Below are 14,945 nucleotides of genomic sequence, written 5' to 3'. Positions count from 1 at the left end.
TTGGCAAGGACGGTGTTCCTTCGCGCACCCCTCATCCGTCTCGGCGCTGCGCGCCGATCCACCTTCTCACACAAGGGGAGAAGGGAAGCCCGCGCCCCTCATCCGCCCTTCGGGCACCTTCTCCCCGTAAGCGGGGAGAAGGCATAATGCCCCACGCCAAAAAAACCGACCTCCTTCGCGACAACGAACTCATCTACGGGCGTCTGCTCCCCGTCGACGAAGCCCATCTCATCCAGCGCTACAACAAGGCGCTGGCCGCTTTCGGCCTCAAGCCCACCAAGCTGAAGAGCTTCCAGATCGACCGCACCGGCTTTTCTCCCGAAGTGGCCGAGGAGTGTGGCGACTACGACTATCTCGACCCCAATGAGGTCAACCGCCGCTTCATCATCCTGACGCCGTCGCAGATCGACCTGCCGGTGGTGCACACCGCCTTCTCCAACACCTCGCAGCTGATGTTCGAGTTCATGTCCAGGAACCAGCGCGCCATCGACGCGCTGACCATCAAGGACGTCATCTACGGCGAGATCGAGGATTCCGTTCCCAAGGTCAACGACATCGAGGATCTGCTGTCGATCAACCAGGTCGAGTTCAAGGTGCTGTCGGCGGAAGACGTGCTGGGCAAGGCCGCGGAACTCGGCAAGCTCGTCGACCGGCTGAAGCAGGAGCCCGACGCCTGGCGCGACAATGCCATGCTGACCCGCATGGTCGAACTCGCCAAGGTCTGCGGCGACATCCGCGAGAACGCGCTGGTGCCGGACCAGGTGATCTTCCGCCACAACGCCTACTGGACCAGCCATTTCGGCGGGCTCTACGTGTTCGTCGATCCCGACATGACGACGGTGATCAGCGATCCGGCCGCTCCTGGCTTCCGCCGCTCGCGGCCCTGGCAGGTGAGCTATCTCTCGATCAAGGATGCCGACAAGGTGTTCAAATTCCTGGCAGCCACCGGCCGTATCGAACTGCCGCGCGCCTCCTGGATCGAGGCCTCGGGCTACCTTGAGCATCGCGCCGAAATGGTGGTGCGCGCGCTGATCCGCGACGCCGAGCCGGACCGCAATTTGACCGATGTCGACAAGGTCTGGCTGCAGACCTGGATCCAGAGCCACGCCGACTTGATCACCAAGGACGGCAATTTTCCCTTTCTCAACGCCGCCAAGCGCGAGATCGCGCAGCTCGGCCACCTCAAGATCGACGATGTCTTCCCCCAGCAGCGCTTCCTGGTGGTCCGCGCCAAACCGGACCACCCCGACGCCTGGCTGACCAACCGGCTGATCTCGGATTTCGTGCCGTCGGACTTCGTCTCGCGCTACATCTTCAACAAGGACGGCTTCTACAAGGACTATGACGGCTTCAGCGACGCCTGGCGATCGCATGTTGTGGACGTTCTGAAAACCACATATTTGAAGGACAAGGTGGCGTTTCGCACACGCCTCTACGGCCTGACCGACTAGAACGAAATGAACCGTCATTCCGTTCTAACTTGTTGTTTTGGTGCATGATGTTATCCAAAAAGTCTGCAACTTTTTGGCATCATGTTGAGGGGGTGACATCGCCATGCTCGATCCGATCGTGAACTTCTTCACCGGGATTTTCCAGTGGATCGGCCGCGGCATCGGCCTTTTGATCGGCGTGATCCTGTGGCCGTTCATGTGGGCCGGGCGCTGGTACGGTCAGCGCGGCTGGATCCTGAAGGCGATAGTCGGCCTGGCCCTTTTGGTGCTGATCGGCCTCTACGCCAACTTCTTCTACGCCACCCAGTGGTGGAACAATTTCAACCCGAACTACCCGGACACCTATACGTTCGAGAAGCGCAATGTTTCGGCCGGTGAGCAGGTGGCCGCCGGGACCGGCACGGACACGGCCAAGACTTGCGGCAACTCCGGCATCGCCCAAGTAGCGGCGGACCTGACGGACTTCAACGTCAACCAGAATGCCTGGATTTCGTCGATGATCCTCTACAAGCTCGGCCTGTTCGGCATCGACTGGGACAACACCCCGTGGATGGACAACAAGGCCTCTTTCCAGCGCGGCATCAACCAGGCGGTGCGGCGCACGGCGACCGAGCTTGCCGACAATCTCGGCCGCGTCCGCACCACCTCGCAGATCGACGCCGACCTGCAGGACGCGCGCGGCAATCTGCAGTTCGACGAATACACCTGGTATTTCGGCGTGAGCCCGTTCGGGCCGAAGACGCCGACACCGAGCTACTATCGCGACGCGGTGCGCAAGCTGCGTTCGTTCAATGCCCGGCTCGCCACCTGTCAGGCCACTTTCGATGCCCGCGCCGACAATCTGAAGCAGTATATCGACCGCATCGCCAGTGACATCGGCTCGACTTCCGCCATCCTCAAGGAGCGCGCCGAGAACCACAACAATGGCTGGTTCGACACCCGCGCCGACGACCGCTACTGGTTCGCCTATGGCCAGCTCTATGCCTATTACGGCCTTATGAAGGGCGCCCAGGCCGATTTCGAGGACGTCCTCAAGGAAAAGCACCTGCAGAGCCTCTGGGATACGATGGACGCGCAGTTCGTGTCGGCCCTGCGTATCCAGCCCTTCATCATCGCCAACGGTCGCGAGGACGGCTGGCTGCTGCCGACGCATCTGACGACGATGGGCTTCTACATCCTGCGGGTGCGCTCCAACATGGTCGAAATCAGCAACGTACTGACGCAGTAACGGCATTGGCGGGCAGCGACGGCCCAATGCATGTCGCCCAAAAGTGATCCCGGTTTTGGGAGAACGACATGCATCAGAGATGGCGAATTTGCGCCGTCGCGTCTGTCGCATTCCGTGCATTGCGCGGCTGTTTTGAGACGGCGGAAGCGTCCCTGCTCTGGCTTCTATACGGCGCGGCAAGCGGAGCCATAAAGAACCGGGGATAGGTCGGCCCGCCGCAGAGGAATTTTCTCTATAGGAAACATAGTTGCATGAAAGTTGACGCAACCGCAGCGACAGGGTTAGATGCCCGCGCGTCCGGTTCCAGCCTTCTTGCAAGAGACATCAACCCCGTCCCCTCCACCGTCCAATCCAGAGGAAAGCCGTCATGGCCGAAGTGAAGTCCGACATCGAGATCGCGCGTGGCGCCAAGAAAAAGCAGATCCAGGAGATCGGCCAGAAGATCGGCATCCCGACCGAGCATCTGCTGCCCTACGGCCACGACAAGGCCAAGATCTCAGCCGAATTCATCAAGTCGGTAAAGGGCAACAAGGACGGCAAGCTGATCCTCGTCACCGCCATCAACCCGACGCCTGCCGGCGAAGGCAAGACCACCACCACCGTGGGCCTCGGCGACGGCCTGAACCGCATCGGCAAGAAGGCGATCGTCTGCATTCGCGAAGCCTCGCTCGGCCCGAATTTCGGCGTCAAGGGCGGTGCCGCCGGCGGCGGCTACGCGCAGGTGGTCCCGATGGAGGACATGAACCTCCACTTCACCGGCGACTTCCACGCCATCACCACGGCGCACAACCTTCTGTCGGCGCTGATCGACAACCACATCTACTGGGGCAATGAACTCGGCATCGACACCCGCCGCGTGGTGTGGCGCCGCGTCATGGACATGAACGACCGCGCGCTGCGCGAGATCATCGCCTCGCTCGGCGGCGTCGCCAACGGTTTCCCGCGCGAAGCCGGCTTCGACATCACCGTCGCCTCCGAAGTCATGGCGATCCTGTGCCTCGCTACCGACCTGAAGGATCTGGAAAAGCGCCTCGGCGACATCATCGTCGCCTATCGCCGCGACAAGACGCCGGTTTTCGCCCGCGACCTCAAGGCCGACGGCGCCATGGCCGTGCTGCTCAAGGACGCCATGCAGCCGAACCTGGTACAGACGCTGGAGAACAACCCGGCTTTCGTCCATGGCGGCCCGTTCGCCAATATCGCGCATGGCTGCAACTCGGTCGTCGCCACCACCACGGCGCTGAAGCTCGCCGACTACGTCGTCACCGAAGCCGGCTTCGGCGCCGATCTTGGCGCCGAGAAATTCTTCGACATCAAGTGCCGCAAGGCGGGCCTGAAGCCGGCGGCAGCCGTCATCGTCGCCACCGTGCGCGCCATGAAGATGAATGGCGGCGTCAAGAAGGAAGACCTCGGCAAGGAAAACATCGAGGCGGTGAAGAAGGGCTGCGCCAATCTCGGCCGCCACATCGAGAACATCCGCCAGTTCGGCGTGCCGGCGGTGGTTGCCATCAACCACTTCTATTCTGACACCGACGCCGAGATTCAGGCGATGAAGGACTATGTCGCCTCGATGGGCGAAGAGGCTATCCTGTGCAAGCACTGGGCCAAGGGCTCTGCCGGCATCGAGGACCTCGCCAACAAGGTGGTGGCGCTGGCCGAATCCGGCGCCTCGCAGTTCGCGCCGCTCTATCCCGATGCCATGCCGTTGTTCGAGAAGATCAACACCATCGTGCAGCGAATCTATCGCGGCTCGGAGGCGATCGCCGACAAGTCGGTGCGCGACCAGTTGCACGCCTGGGAGCAGGCCGGCTACGGCAATCTGCCGGTGTGCATGGCCAAGACCCAGTACTCCTTCTCGACGGATCCAAACCTGCGCGGCGCGCCGACCGGCCACACCGTGCCGGTGCGCGAGGTCAGGCTTTCGGCCGGCGCGGGCTTCGTCGTCATCATCTGCGGCGAGGTCATGACCATGCCTGGCCTGCCAAGCAAGCCGTCGTCGGAGAAGATCTTCCTCAACGAGGCCGGCCAGATCGAAGGCCTGTTCTGATCCTCTGTCCCGACAATTGAAAAGGGCGCCGCATCGCCGCGGCGCCCTTTTTGTTTGCGGATCGTGCTACGCGGCGCTGCGCGCCAGTGCCCGCTGGTTGGACACGTAGATGGTGTCGCGTTCCGGCAGCGTGCCGGTCTTCAGGCAGTCGATCCATTCGGCGGTCTTGAGCACGGCAGCGAAACGGGACTGCAGGATGATGCTCACCACGCGATGGATTTCCTCGGCCGAGGCATAGCCGGCGCTGTTGGCGTAGGGCACCGAACCGGTTGCGTCGGACAGGAACTCGACCGCGAAGCCCATATGCACGGCGTGGATGATGGTCGACAGGTCGCAATTGTGCGTCATGTAACCGATGACCGCGATCGTATCGACGGCGTTGGCGCGCAGCCAGGCCTCGAGATCGGTGCCGGTAAAGGCGCTCGGCAAATTCTTCTCGACATAGTGGTCGCGACGACGCTTGGCGATCTCGGGATGCAGTTCGCCGCCATGGCTGCCCTTGGCGAAGATCGGCGACGTCTCGGGCGCCATCTGCTTGACGACCACCACCTTGATGCCGGCAGCGGCGGCGGCATCCATGGCGCGTGTCACGTTGACGACGCTGTCGCGGAACGGCGGATGCTGGATGGCCAGGTTACCGCCGTCATAGTCGTTCTGGACGTCGATGACGACGAGCGCCCGGCGCGGCGCGGTGTTGGCTAGGTCAGACATGGTGTTTTCCTTCCGGCTTGAATGCGACGGACCGAAAATAGGATGGTTGGCTGGCAGTCAAAAGTGGCCCGATTGACATCATTCGAAAGAATTGGGACAATCCGCATTCACACTGGAAAATCGCCGCATGACCGCTCCCATCATCGCCGTCCTCGCCTTCGACGGCATCAGCCCGTTCCATCTCTCCGTGCCTTGCCTGGTGTTTGGCGCGGACCGCACTGGCCTTGGCCTGCCGCGCTTCGACTTCCGTGTCTGCGGCATCGAGGAAGGGCTGATCCGGACCGATGCCGGGCTAAGCATCCTGGTCCCGCACGGGCTTGCCGCGCTCGAGGACGCCGATATGGTCATCATCCCGAGCTGGAAGGATCTCGATGCGCCCCTGGCCAAACCGCTCGAGGACGCGCTCGGACGCGCCCACCGGCGCGGCGCGCTGATCGTGGGCCTGTGTCTCGGCACCTTTGCCATCGCCGCCGCCGGTCTGCTTTCGGGTCGAAAAGCCACCACCCACTGGGCCTATACGGAGCAGTTGCGGGCTCTCCATCCCGACATTTCGGTCGATGCCGACGTGCTCTATGTCGATGACGGCGACATCGTCACCTCCGCCGGCGTCGCCGCCGGGCTCGACTGCTGCCTGCACATCGTGCGCGCCCGCTACGGCGCGGAGGCGGCACTGCGGCTCGCGCGGCACGTCGTGCTTTCGCCGCACCGGCAGGGTGGACAGGCGCAGTTCATCGAACGCCCCGTGGCAAAAAGCGCCAAGGCCGACCGCTTCACCGGGGCGCTGGACGCGGTTCGCGCGACGCTTGGCGAAACGCACAGCCTCGACAGCGTCGCCGAAGCCGCCGGCCTGACGCGGCGCACCTTCACCCGCCGCTTCCAGAAATCGATCGGCACCAGTTTTGGCAACTGGCTGACCAGCCAGCGGGTCGAACTGGCGCAGCGCTTGCTGGAAGCGACGGAGAAATCGATGGACATCGTCGCCTTCGAGGCCGGCTTCGGCAGTGCCACATCGCTGCGCCAGCACTTTTCCGCGCGGCTCAGGACGTCACCCGCGCAGTACCGGCGTGAATTTTCCAGGCGGAGCGAGCGGGACGAGCGCACGGCGGGCGCCCTGTCGCATTGATTGCCGACGAAAGCACCCTCAACCGCGCTTGACCACCCGCGCCGGATTGCCGACCACCGTCGTGTTCGCCGCCACGTCGCGCGTCACCACCGCCCCGGCGCCCACTATGGCGCCCTCGCCGATGCTGACGCCGCCAAGGATGACCGCGCTGCCGCCGATCCAGGCATTGTCGCCGATCGTGACCGGCCTGGCGATCTCCAGTCCCGCCTGCCGACCTGCCGGCTCCTTATGGTGCTCGGCACAATAGATCTGCACATTGGGGCCAAGCAGCGTCCCTTTGCCGATGCGCACCGAAGCGGTATCGAGGATGGTGCAGTCGGCATTGAGGAAGGCGCCGTCGCCGAGGAAGATGTTGAAGCCGTAGGCGCAATGGAAAGGCGCCTCGATGCGGGCGCCCTCGCCCACGCCGCCCAGCAGTGTCCGCAGGGCTGGCCCGAGGTTCCCGCGCTGACGGGGCGGCAGCGTATTGTGTTCGAACACGGCATCCGCGGCCACGGCGCGCAACGCGCCAAGATCGTCATCCAGGCACCTGTACCATTCGCCGGCCGCCATTTTTGCACGTTCGCTCTGAACCATGGCAGTGCCTCCGTTTGACATCATTGCGAACAGCGCCGAGGCAAGGACCAGGACATGAACCCTTAAGCCAGGATACGCGGCCTTACGGAATTGGTCACCGTGCTATCACGACCTTGATTGGAAGCGGCCATTCGCGACCTGCTCCAGCAAATGAAAATAGTTCAAGACCGCTGTCGATTTCCGGCAGGCTCATTCGTCTTCACGATAAGTGGCCGAAGAAATTCGCCCAGGCAAGGAAACGACAGCGATGACAATCACGATCACGGCTTTTGAACGATCGCCCGATGGCGGCAAGGGACTGGCGCGCGATACCCGCGTTCGCTGGGCGCTGGAAGAAGTGGGGCAGCCCTATGAGGTTCGTTTTGTTTCCTTCGCGGGGATGAAGGCGCCTGAGCACCTGGCCATCCATCCCTTCGGCCAGATTCCCACCTATGAGGACGGTTCTCTCTCGCTGTTCGAGACCGGCTCGATCGTCTTTCATCTTGCCGAGCAGCATGCGGGCCTGCTGCCGAAGGATCGCAAGGAGCGCGCACGTGCGATCACGTGGATGTTTGCCGCATTGAACACTATCGAGCCGCCGGTCCTCGAATTGACCACGGCAAGGATTTTCGAAGCTGACAAGCCCTGGAGCGAGGAGCGCCTGCCGCTGGTAAAGGATCGTGTTCGCGCCCCGCTGGACAGGCTCTCGGCTCATCTGGGCGTCGCCGACTGGCTCGATGATGCGTTCAGCGCCGGCGATCTGTTGATGGTATCGGTGCTGCTGCGACTGAGAATGTCAGGCATTCTGGACGAGTATCAAAACCTGGCTGCCTATGTCGCGCGCGGGGAAGCACGACCCGCTTATATCAGGGCTTTCGCCGCTCAATTTGCGGTCAACGCACCATCAGTCAACTGAAACATTGACTCGTGGAGCCGAGCATGTTCGCTCGGCGCTTCCAGCCCGGCCACGTTTGCACGCTTGTGAGTCTACGGCCTAGTCAAATATCCGGCCTATGGTAGCCTGCCGTCTCAGGGCCGTCCCGGCCCGGGATCGAGGGGGATCGACCATGCTCTACATTCTTGCACTTCTGATCGGCGTCATTGCCGGCCTGCGCGCCATGACGGCACCTGCTGCCGTCGCCTGGGGCGCCTATCTCGGCTGGCTGCCGGTTGCCGGCACCTGGGCGAGCTTCATGAGCCATTGGGCGGCTGTCGGCATCTTCACCATCCTGGCCATCGTCGAACTGATCACCGACCAGCTGCCGTCGACGCCAAGCCGCAAGGTGCCGCAGCAGTTTGGCGCCCGCATCCTGCTCGGCGCCTTCTCTGGCGCGGTGATCGGCGCGGCCGGCGGCGCCACCATCGTGTGCCTGATCGCCGGCGCCATCGGCGCGGTCATCGGCACGCTTGGTGGCGCCGAAGCGCGCGGCCGGCTGGCGGCCGCCTTCGGCAAGGACCCGCCCGCCGCCTTCATCGAGGACGCGGTGGCGATCATCGGCGGGCTGCTGATCGTGGCGGCGGTGGCATGACGGCCCAGACCTTGAACGCAAAGACCTTCGACGCCATCATCATCGGCGCCGGACAGGCCGGCACGCCGCTCGCAGGCCGGCTCAACGCGGCCGGCATGACGGTGGCGCTGATCGAGCGGAAGCTGGTTGGCGGCACCTGCGTCAACACCGGCTGCATCCCGACCAAGACGATGGTGGCAAGCGCCTATGCCGCGCATCTCGCTCGCCGCGCCGCCGACTATGGCGTGACGCTCGGCGGTCCGGTCGGCGTCGACTATAAAGCGATCAAGGCGCGCAAGGACAAGGTATCGGGCGCCTCTCGCACCGGGCTCGAGACCTGGATCGCCGGCATGGACAAATGCACGCTCTATCGCGGCCATGCCCGCTTCGAATCCGCCAACACGGTGCGTGTCGGCGACGATCTTTTGACCGCCGAAAAGATCTTCCTCAATACGGGTGGCCGCGCCTCGGTGCCGGACCTGCCCGGCATTCACGACATCGACTATCTGACCAACTCCTCGATGATGGATCTCGACGTTTTGCCGCGCCACCTGATCGTCGTCGGCGGCAGCTATATCTCGCTCGAATTCGCGCAGATGTTCCGCCGCTTCGGCTCGGACGTCACCGTCATCGAAAAGAGCCCGCGCCTGACCGGCCGCGAGGACGAGGACGTCTCGGCCGTCATCCTGTCGATCCTCGAAAACGAAGGCATCGCTGTTCATGTCGGCGCCGACGACATCGGCTTCGCCAGACAGGGCGAGGACATTGCCGTGACCTTCTCCGCCGACCAGCCGCCCGCGATAGGGTCGCATGTGCTGCTGGCGCTGGGACGCACTCCCAACACCGATGACCTCGGCCTCGACAGGGCCGGTGTCGAGGTCGACAAGCGCGGCTTCGTCATTGTCGACGACCAGCTGCGCACCAGCGTGCCCGGCATCTGGGCTATGGGCGATTGCAACGGCAAAGGCGCCTTCACCCACACCTCCTACAACGACTACGAGATCGTCGCCGCCAATCTGCTCGACAATGACCCACGGAGGATCAGCGACCGCATCGAGGCCTATGCGCTCTACATCGACCCGCCGCTCGGCCGCTGCGGCATGACCGAGACGGCGGTGAGGAAATCCGGGCGCCGCGCGCTTGTTGGCCAGCGGCCGATGACGCGCGTCGGCCGCGCCGTCGAGAAGGGCGAGACGCAAGGCTTCATGAAGATCCTGGTCGACGCCGACACCAGGGAGATCCTCGGCTGCTCGGTGCTCGGCCCGGGCGGCGACGAGGCGGTGCATTGCGTGCTCGACCTGATGTACGCCAAGGCGCCGGTCGACACGCTGGCGCGCGCGATGCACATTCACCCGAATGTCTCGGAACTGCTGCCTACCATCGCCCAGGAGCTGAAGCCGCTGGCCTGAGCCACTCTCGTCAAGCTCCCGACTTTCTGCATTGCTGCATTGCGGCAATAGACGTTGTGCCCGGCAGGGATCCTCGCGCAGTCTGAAATTGAACCGATTCAGTCTGGACCTCTCATGCCTTTGCCGATCCTTGCGCTTGCCATTGCGTCCTTCTGCATCGGCACCACCGAATTCGTCATCATGGGCCTGCTGCCGGAGGTCGCCGCCGATCTCGGCGTGACGATCCCGGCCGCCGGACTGCTGGTCACGGGCTATGCGCTGGGCGTCGTCTTCGGCGCGCCCGTTGTGGCCATGGCCACCGCGCATCTGCCGCGCAAGCCCGTGCTGGTGGGGCTGGCCGCTTTGTTCGTCGTCGGCAACCTCTTCTGCGCCATCGCGCCCAATTACTGGCTGCTGATGGCCGCGCGCGTCTTCACCGCTTTCGGCCACGGCGCCTTCTTCGGCATCGGCTCGGTCGTCGCCGCAAGCCTGGTGCCGCGCAACAAGCGCGCCAGCGCCATCGCGCTGATGTTCGCCGGCCTGACGCTCGCCAACATCCTCGGCGTTCCGGCCGGCACCGCGCTCGGCGAAGCCTTTGGCTGGCGGGCCACGTTCCTGGCCGTGGTCGGCATCGGCCTGATCTCGGTCGCGGCCATCGCCTGGCTGGTGCCGTCGGACGTCACGGAACCGAGCGGCGGCGGTCTGCGTGCCGAAGTCCGCGTGCTTGGCAAGCTGCAGGTGTGGCTGGCGATGCTGATCGCGGCACTGACCTCGGCCAGCCTGTTCGCCGTCTTCACCTATATCAAACCCTACCTCACCGAAGTGTCGGGCCTGTCGACAGCGGCGGTCACCTGGGTGCTTCTGCTGTTCGGCGCCGGCATGACCATCGGCAACATCATCGGCGGCAGGCTGGCCGACTGGAAACTGATGCCGACGGTGATCGGCACACTGCTGCTGATGGCCCTGCTGTTCCTCGGCTTCATCCAGTTCGGCGCCATCGCCAGCGTCGCCATCGGCATCGTCTTCCTGTGGGGCGTGCTCATCTTCGTCGTCGTGCCGCCGCTGCAGATCCGTGTCGTCGAGGCGGCGTCGGAAGGACCGAACCTTGCCGCCACGCTGAACCAGGGCGCCTTCAATGTCGGCAATGCCGGCGGCGCCTGGATCGGCGGCGTGGCGCTGTCGGCGGGCGTTTCCTATGCCGATTTGCCGCTGGTCGGCGCGGTGCTCGCCCTGCTGGCGGTTGGCGTGGCGGTGCTATCGCAGGCGCTGGACAGGCGCGCGCCGGTCGCCGCCCTCCAGCCTGCCGCCGAATAACTGCCTGTCCTCCCAAAAGTGCGCAGCGGTTTTGGGTCAACGACATGCGGCAAGGCAAAAGACTACTCTTGCGCCCATAGCGCGGCGGGCTGGACCAATCGACATCGGCACCTTCAAATGGGCATGTCTTCTCGCTCTTGATGGAGAACGTCATGCAGAAATCGATCGAACGCATCGCCGGTGACAGCGACGGGGTTTCCTACGAATTCCCCGTGTTCCGCTTCGACGGCGCCGACAAGGCGGCCCCGTCGACCTACCTGCAGGCCGCACTCCATGCCGGCGAATTGCCGGGCGTCGTCGCCATCGATGCGTTGATACCGATGTTGAGCAAGGCCGAGGCCGAAGGTCGTATCAAGGGCAACATCACCATCGTGCCCTGGGCCAACCCGATCGGCCGCGCGCAATATCATTTCGGCGAGCACCAGGGCCGCTTTCATCTGGGCACCCGCACCAACTTCAACCGCGGCTTTCCGCTGCTGGCCGCGCCCGACGCCAGGCTCTTGCCAGACGCCACCTTTGGCGGCGCCGACCAGCGGCTGAAGTCGCGCCTAGTGCAGCTTTCGCTCGGCCACGACATCGTGCTCGACCTGCACTGCGACGACGAGGGCCTTGCCTATCTCTATGTCCACTCCAGCCTCTGGCCAGCCATGGCCGATTGCGCCGCCGCCATGGGCGTCGATGCCGTCGTGCTGTGGAGCGAGGACACCGACGGCACTTTCGAGGGCGCCTCGATCATGCCCTACCAGAACGCATCAGCCGATGTGGCGAAGCTTGACAGGCGCGTCGCCACCACCGTCGAATATCGGGGCATCCTCGATGTCGATGGCGCGCTCGCCTCGGCCGACGCGGCAGGCCTCTACCGGCTGCTGGCGATGCGCGGCGTGATATCCGACACCACCCTCCCCGCACCCGGCCCGTTCACGGGTGTCGCGGCGCCGCTGGAAAACATCGACATGATGCCCGCACCCCGTGCCGGTGCCGTCCTCTATGACGTGAAGCCCGGCGACCGCGTCGCCAAGGGCGCGCGCCTCGCCACCATCGTCCACGCACCGGGCGAAGCCGATGGCCGCACCGAAGTGTTCGCGCCGCAGGACGGCATCATCCTGACGCGGCGCTCGCGCCGCATCATCCGCGCCGGCGAGGACCTGTTGAAACTGGTCGGCGACAGGAAGAGCGGCGACGCCAGGTCGGGCACGCTGGAAGACTGAGCCTCCGTCGAATCCAGTTGCGCCGCCGCCCAATCGCCGCTAAGGGAATCGCCATGAACATGCGTTCGACCAAGACCATTTGGTGGTGGGCCTGCTGACAGCGGCCTGTTTTAACGCGTGCGCGTGAAAAGAGAGGTGGCCGCAACGGAATGTCCGGGCGGCCATTTGTTTTTTTCAAGCCATTCCCGGGTCCGTTGCCCAAGTAGCTGATGGAGACGGCAATGACGTTGAAGGTTCTGGAAAACGGCGCTGAAAGCTTCGTGACGGCGGGTGGCATCACCATCACCCGCGTGCGCCACGACCGGCCCTATGAAGGGGCGATCGACACTTATGTCGATGGGCTGAATTCCCGTCGGGGCGCGGTGTTTTCCTCCAATTACGAATATCCCGGCCGCTATACGCGCTGGGATACGGCCATCATCGATCCGCCGCTGGTCATCTCCGCGCGCGGCCGTGCCATGCGCATCGAGGCGTTGAACGGCCGTGGCGAGGCACTGTTGCCGGTCATCGGCAGGACGCTCGGCGGTCTCTCCGAGGTCACGATCGCCGAGACTTCGAAAAAGCTGATCCGCCTCGACGTCGCCAAGCCCGGCCGTGTCTTCACCGAAGAGGAACGCAGCCGCGTTCCCTCGGTCTTCACCGTGCTGCGCGCCATCACCGCTCTGTTCAAGACGGCCGAAGATGCCAATCTCGGCCTCTACGGCGCCTTCGGCTACGACCTCGCCTTCCAGTTCGACCCGGTCGACCACACGCTGGTTCGCAAGGAAAGCCAGCGCGACCTGGTGCTGTTCCTGCCCGACGAGATCCTGGTCGTCGACCACTATTCGGCCAAGGCCTGGACCGACCGCTACGACTATGCGGGCGAGGGTTTTTCGACCGAAGGCCTGCCGCGCGACCAGATCGCCGAGCCGTTCAAGACCGCCGATCGCATCCCGCCGCGCGGCGATCATGAGCCCGGCGAATACGCCAATCTGGTGCGCCGGGCGATGGACTCTTTCAAGCGCGGCGACCTGTTCGAGGTCGTCCCCGGCCAGATGTTCTACGAGCGCTGCGAGACGCAGCCATCCGAGATTTCGCGCAAGCTGAAGTCCATCAACCCGTCGCCCTATTCCTTCTTCATCAATCTGGGCGAGAACGAATACCTGATCGGCGCGTCGCCTGAGATGTTCGTGCGCGTCAACGGCCGCCGCGTCGAGACCTGCCCGATCTCCGGCACCATCAAGCGCGGCGACGACGCCATTTCGGACTCCGAGCAGATCATCAAGCTGCTCAACTCCAAGAAGGACGAATCCGAGCTCACCATGTGCTCGGACGTCGACCGCAACGACAAGTCGCGGGTCTGCGATCCAGGCTCGGTGCGCGTCATCGGCCGCCGCCAGATCGAGATGTATTCGCGCCTGATCCATACGGTCGATCATATCGAGGGGCGGCTGCGCGAGGGCATGGACGCTTTCGATGCGTTTCTCTCGCACGCCTGGGCGGTCACCGTCACCGGCGCGCCGAAACTGTGGGCCATGCGCTTCATCGAGCAGAACGAGAAGAGCCCGCGCGCCTGGTATGGCGGCGCCATCGGCATGGTCAACTTCAACGGCGACATGAACACCGGCCTGACCTTGCGCACCATCCGCATCAAGGACGGCATCGCCGAGGTGCGCGCGGGCGCTACATTGCTCTTCGACAGCATTCCCGAGGAAGAAGAAGCCGAAACCGAACTGAAAGCATCCGCCATGCTCTCCGCCATCCGTGACGCCAAGACGGGCAATTCGACCAGCACCGAGCGCGCATCCGCGCGCGTCGGCGACGGTGTCAACATCCTTTTGGTCGACCACGAGGACTCCTTCGTCCACACGCTGGCCAACTACTTCCGCCAGACCGGCGCCAATGTCTCGACCGTGCGCACGCCGGTGCCGGAGGAAGTCTTCGACCGGCTGAAGCCCGATCTCGTCGTGCTGTCGCCCGGACCCGGTACGCCCAAGGATTTCGACTGCGCGGCGACCATCAGACGAGCGCGCGCCCGCGACCTGCCGATCTTCGGCGTCTGCCTTGGCCTGCAGGCGCTGGCCGAGGCCTATGGTGGCGAACTCAGGCAGTTGCACATTCCCATGCACGGCAAGCCGTCGCGCATCCGCGTCTCGAAGCCGGGTATCATCTTCTCAGGCCTGCCGAAGGAAGTCACCGTCGGCCGTTACCACTCGATCTTCGCCGATCCGGTGCGCCTGCCGGATGATTTCATGGTGACAGCCGAGACCGAGGACGGCGTCATCATGGCCTTCGAGCACCGCAAGGAGCCGATCGCAGCGGTGCAGTTCCATCCGGAATCGATCATGACGCTCGGCCACAATGCCGGCATGCGCATCATCGAGAACATCGTTGCGCATTTGCCGCGCAAGGCCAAGGAAAAGGCAGCCTGAC

Annotated in this window: 12 protein-coding genes; 10 read left to right on the top strand and 2 right to left on the bottom strand. The window is 64.0% G+C overall.

The window, feature by feature from the left end:
* The first annotated feature begins 146 nt into the window (after nt 1-146).
* The 3 genes from EN845_RS09975 (at nt 147) to EN845_RS09965 (ending at nt 4,726) form a co-directional block, all read left to right on the top strand.
* Nucleotides 147-1,451, top strand: a complete 1,305-nt coding sequence (locus EN845_RS09975) for a DUF6638 family protein (protein WP_127869787.1) — start codon at nt 147-149, stop codon at nt 1,449-1,451.
* Between the two features lie 103 nt (nt 1,452-1,554).
* The gene (locus tag EN845_RS09970) at nt 1,555-2,679 is read left to right on the top strand and encodes a DUF2333 family protein (protein WP_127279963.1); all 1,125 of its coding nucleotides are present in this window, start codon (nt 1,555-1,557) and stop codon (nt 2,677-2,679) included.
* 367 nt (nt 2,680-3,046) lie between these two features.
* Nucleotides 3,047-4,726 carry a formate--tetrahydrofolate ligase gene (locus tag EN845_RS09965; protein ID WP_127869788.1) on the top strand — a complete coding sequence of 560 codons (1,680 nt, stop codon included), beginning with the start codon at nt 3,047-3,049 and terminating at the stop codon, nt 4,724-4,726.
* A 66-nt stretch (nt 4,727-4,792) separates the two neighbouring features.
* On the opposite strand, the gene EN845_RS09960 is transcribed toward EN845_RS09965, so the two are convergent.
* Nucleotides 4,793-5,437 carry a cysteine hydrolase family protein gene (locus tag EN845_RS09960; RefSeq protein WP_127280886.1) on the bottom strand — a complete coding sequence of 215 codons (645 nt, stop codon included), beginning with the start codon at nt 5,435-5,437 and terminating at the stop codon, nt 4,793-4,795.
* Between the two features lie 127 nt (nt 5,438-5,564).
* Here EN845_RS09960 and EN845_RS09955 point away from each other — a divergent pair, with 127 nt between their 5' ends.
* Nucleotides 5,565-6,560: a helix-turn-helix domain-containing protein gene (locus EN845_RS09955; RefSeq protein ID WP_127869789.1), complete on the top strand. Its 996-nt coding sequence runs from the start codon at nt 5,565-5,567 to the stop codon at nt 6,558-6,560.
* A gap of 18 nt (nt 6,561-6,578) precedes the next feature.
* On the opposite strand, the gene EN845_RS09950 is transcribed toward EN845_RS09955, so the two are convergent.
* Nucleotides 6,579-7,136 (bottom strand): sugar O-acetyltransferase, encoded by a 558-nt coding sequence (locus EN845_RS09950; protein WP_127869790.1) that lies wholly within the window; start codon nt 7,134-7,136, stop codon nt 6,579-6,581.
* Nucleotides 7,137-7,383: 247 nt separating this feature from the next.
* On the opposite strand from EN845_RS09950, the gene EN845_RS09945 reads away from it, so the two are divergent.
* The 6 genes from EN845_RS09945 (at nt 7,384) to EN845_RS09920 (ending at nt 14,944) form a co-directional block, all read left to right on the top strand.
* Entirely contained in the window at nt 7,384-8,031 is a 648-nt protein-coding gene (locus EN845_RS09945) for a glutathione S-transferase family protein (RefSeq protein WP_127869791.1), read from the top strand.
* 151 nt (nt 8,032-8,182) lie between these two features.
* On the top strand, nt 8,183-8,644 hold the full coding sequence (locus EN845_RS09940) for a DUF4126 domain-containing protein (RefSeq protein ID WP_127869792.1): 462 nt from the start codon (nt 8,183-8,185) through the stop codon (nt 8,642-8,644).
* Between the two features lie 11 nt (nt 8,645-8,655).
* Complete coding sequence (locus EN845_RS09935; RefSeq protein WP_127870020.1) at nt 8,656-10,032, top strand: FAD-containing oxidoreductase; 1,377 nt, start codon at nt 8,656-8,658, stop codon at nt 10,030-10,032.
* Between the two features lie 114 nt (nt 10,033-10,146).
* Complete coding sequence (locus EN845_RS09930; protein ID WP_127869793.1) at nt 10,147-11,325, top strand: MFS transporter; 1,179 nt, start codon at nt 10,147-10,149, stop codon at nt 11,323-11,325.
* Between the two features lie 152 nt (nt 11,326-11,477).
* Entirely contained in the window at nt 11,478-12,533 is a 1,056-nt protein-coding gene (locus EN845_RS09925) for a succinylglutamate desuccinylase/aspartoacylase family protein (protein WP_127869794.1), read from the top strand.
* 221 nt (nt 12,534-12,754) lie between these two features.
* Entirely contained in the window at nt 12,755-14,944 is a 2,190-nt protein-coding gene (locus EN845_RS09920) for an anthranilate synthase (protein WP_127278958.1), read from the top strand.
* The last annotated feature ends 1 nt before the right edge of the window (nt 14,945 follow it).

The organism is Mesorhizobium sp. M8A.F.Ca.ET.202.01.1.1, from assembly GCF_004791595.1.
GTDB lineage: Bacteria > Pseudomonadota > Alphaproteobacteria > Rhizobiales > Rhizobiaceae > Mesorhizobium.
The sequence above is the reverse complement of the archived record's forward strand: the minus strand, read 5'-3'. Positions and strand labels throughout refer to the sequence as shown.

Coding starts and splice junctions, on each gene's coding strand:
- EN845_RS09955 (WP_127869789.1), top strand. CDS start 5,565: ATGACCGCTCCCATCATCGCCGTCCTCGCCTTCGACGGCATCAGCCCG.
- EN845_RS09950 (WP_127869790.1), bottom strand. CDS start 7,136: ATGGTTCAGAGCGAACGTGCAAAAATGGCGGCCGGCGAATGGTACAGG.
- EN845_RS09975 (WP_127869787.1), top strand. CDS start 147: ATGCCCCACGCCAAAAAAACCGACCTCCTTCGCGACAACGAACTCATC.
- EN845_RS09960 (WP_127280886.1), bottom strand. CDS start 5,437: ATGTCTGACCTAGCCAACACCGCGCCGCGCCGGGCGCTCGTCGTCATC.
- EN845_RS09970 (WP_127279963.1), top strand. CDS start 1,555: ATGCTCGATCCGATCGTGAACTTCTTCACCGGGATTTTCCAGTGGATC.
- EN845_RS09965 (WP_127869788.1), top strand. CDS start 3,047: ATGGCCGAAGTGAAGTCCGACATCGAGATCGCGCGTGGCGCCAAGAAA.
- EN845_RS09945 (WP_127869791.1), top strand. CDS start 7,384: ATGACAATCACGATCACGGCTTTTGAACGATCGCCCGATGGCGGCAAG.
- EN845_RS09940 (WP_127869792.1), top strand. CDS start 8,183: ATGCTCTACATTCTTGCACTTCTGATCGGCGTCATTGCCGGCCTGCGC.
- EN845_RS09920 (WP_127278958.1), top strand. CDS start 12,755: ATGACGTTGAAGGTTCTGGAAAACGGCGCTGAAAGCTTCGTGACGGCG.
- EN845_RS09930 (WP_127869793.1), top strand. CDS start 10,147: ATGCCTTTGCCGATCCTTGCGCTTGCCATTGCGTCCTTCTGCATCGGC.
- EN845_RS09925 (WP_127869794.1), top strand. CDS start 11,478: ATGCAGAAATCGATCGAACGCATCGCCGGTGACAGCGACGGGGTTTCC.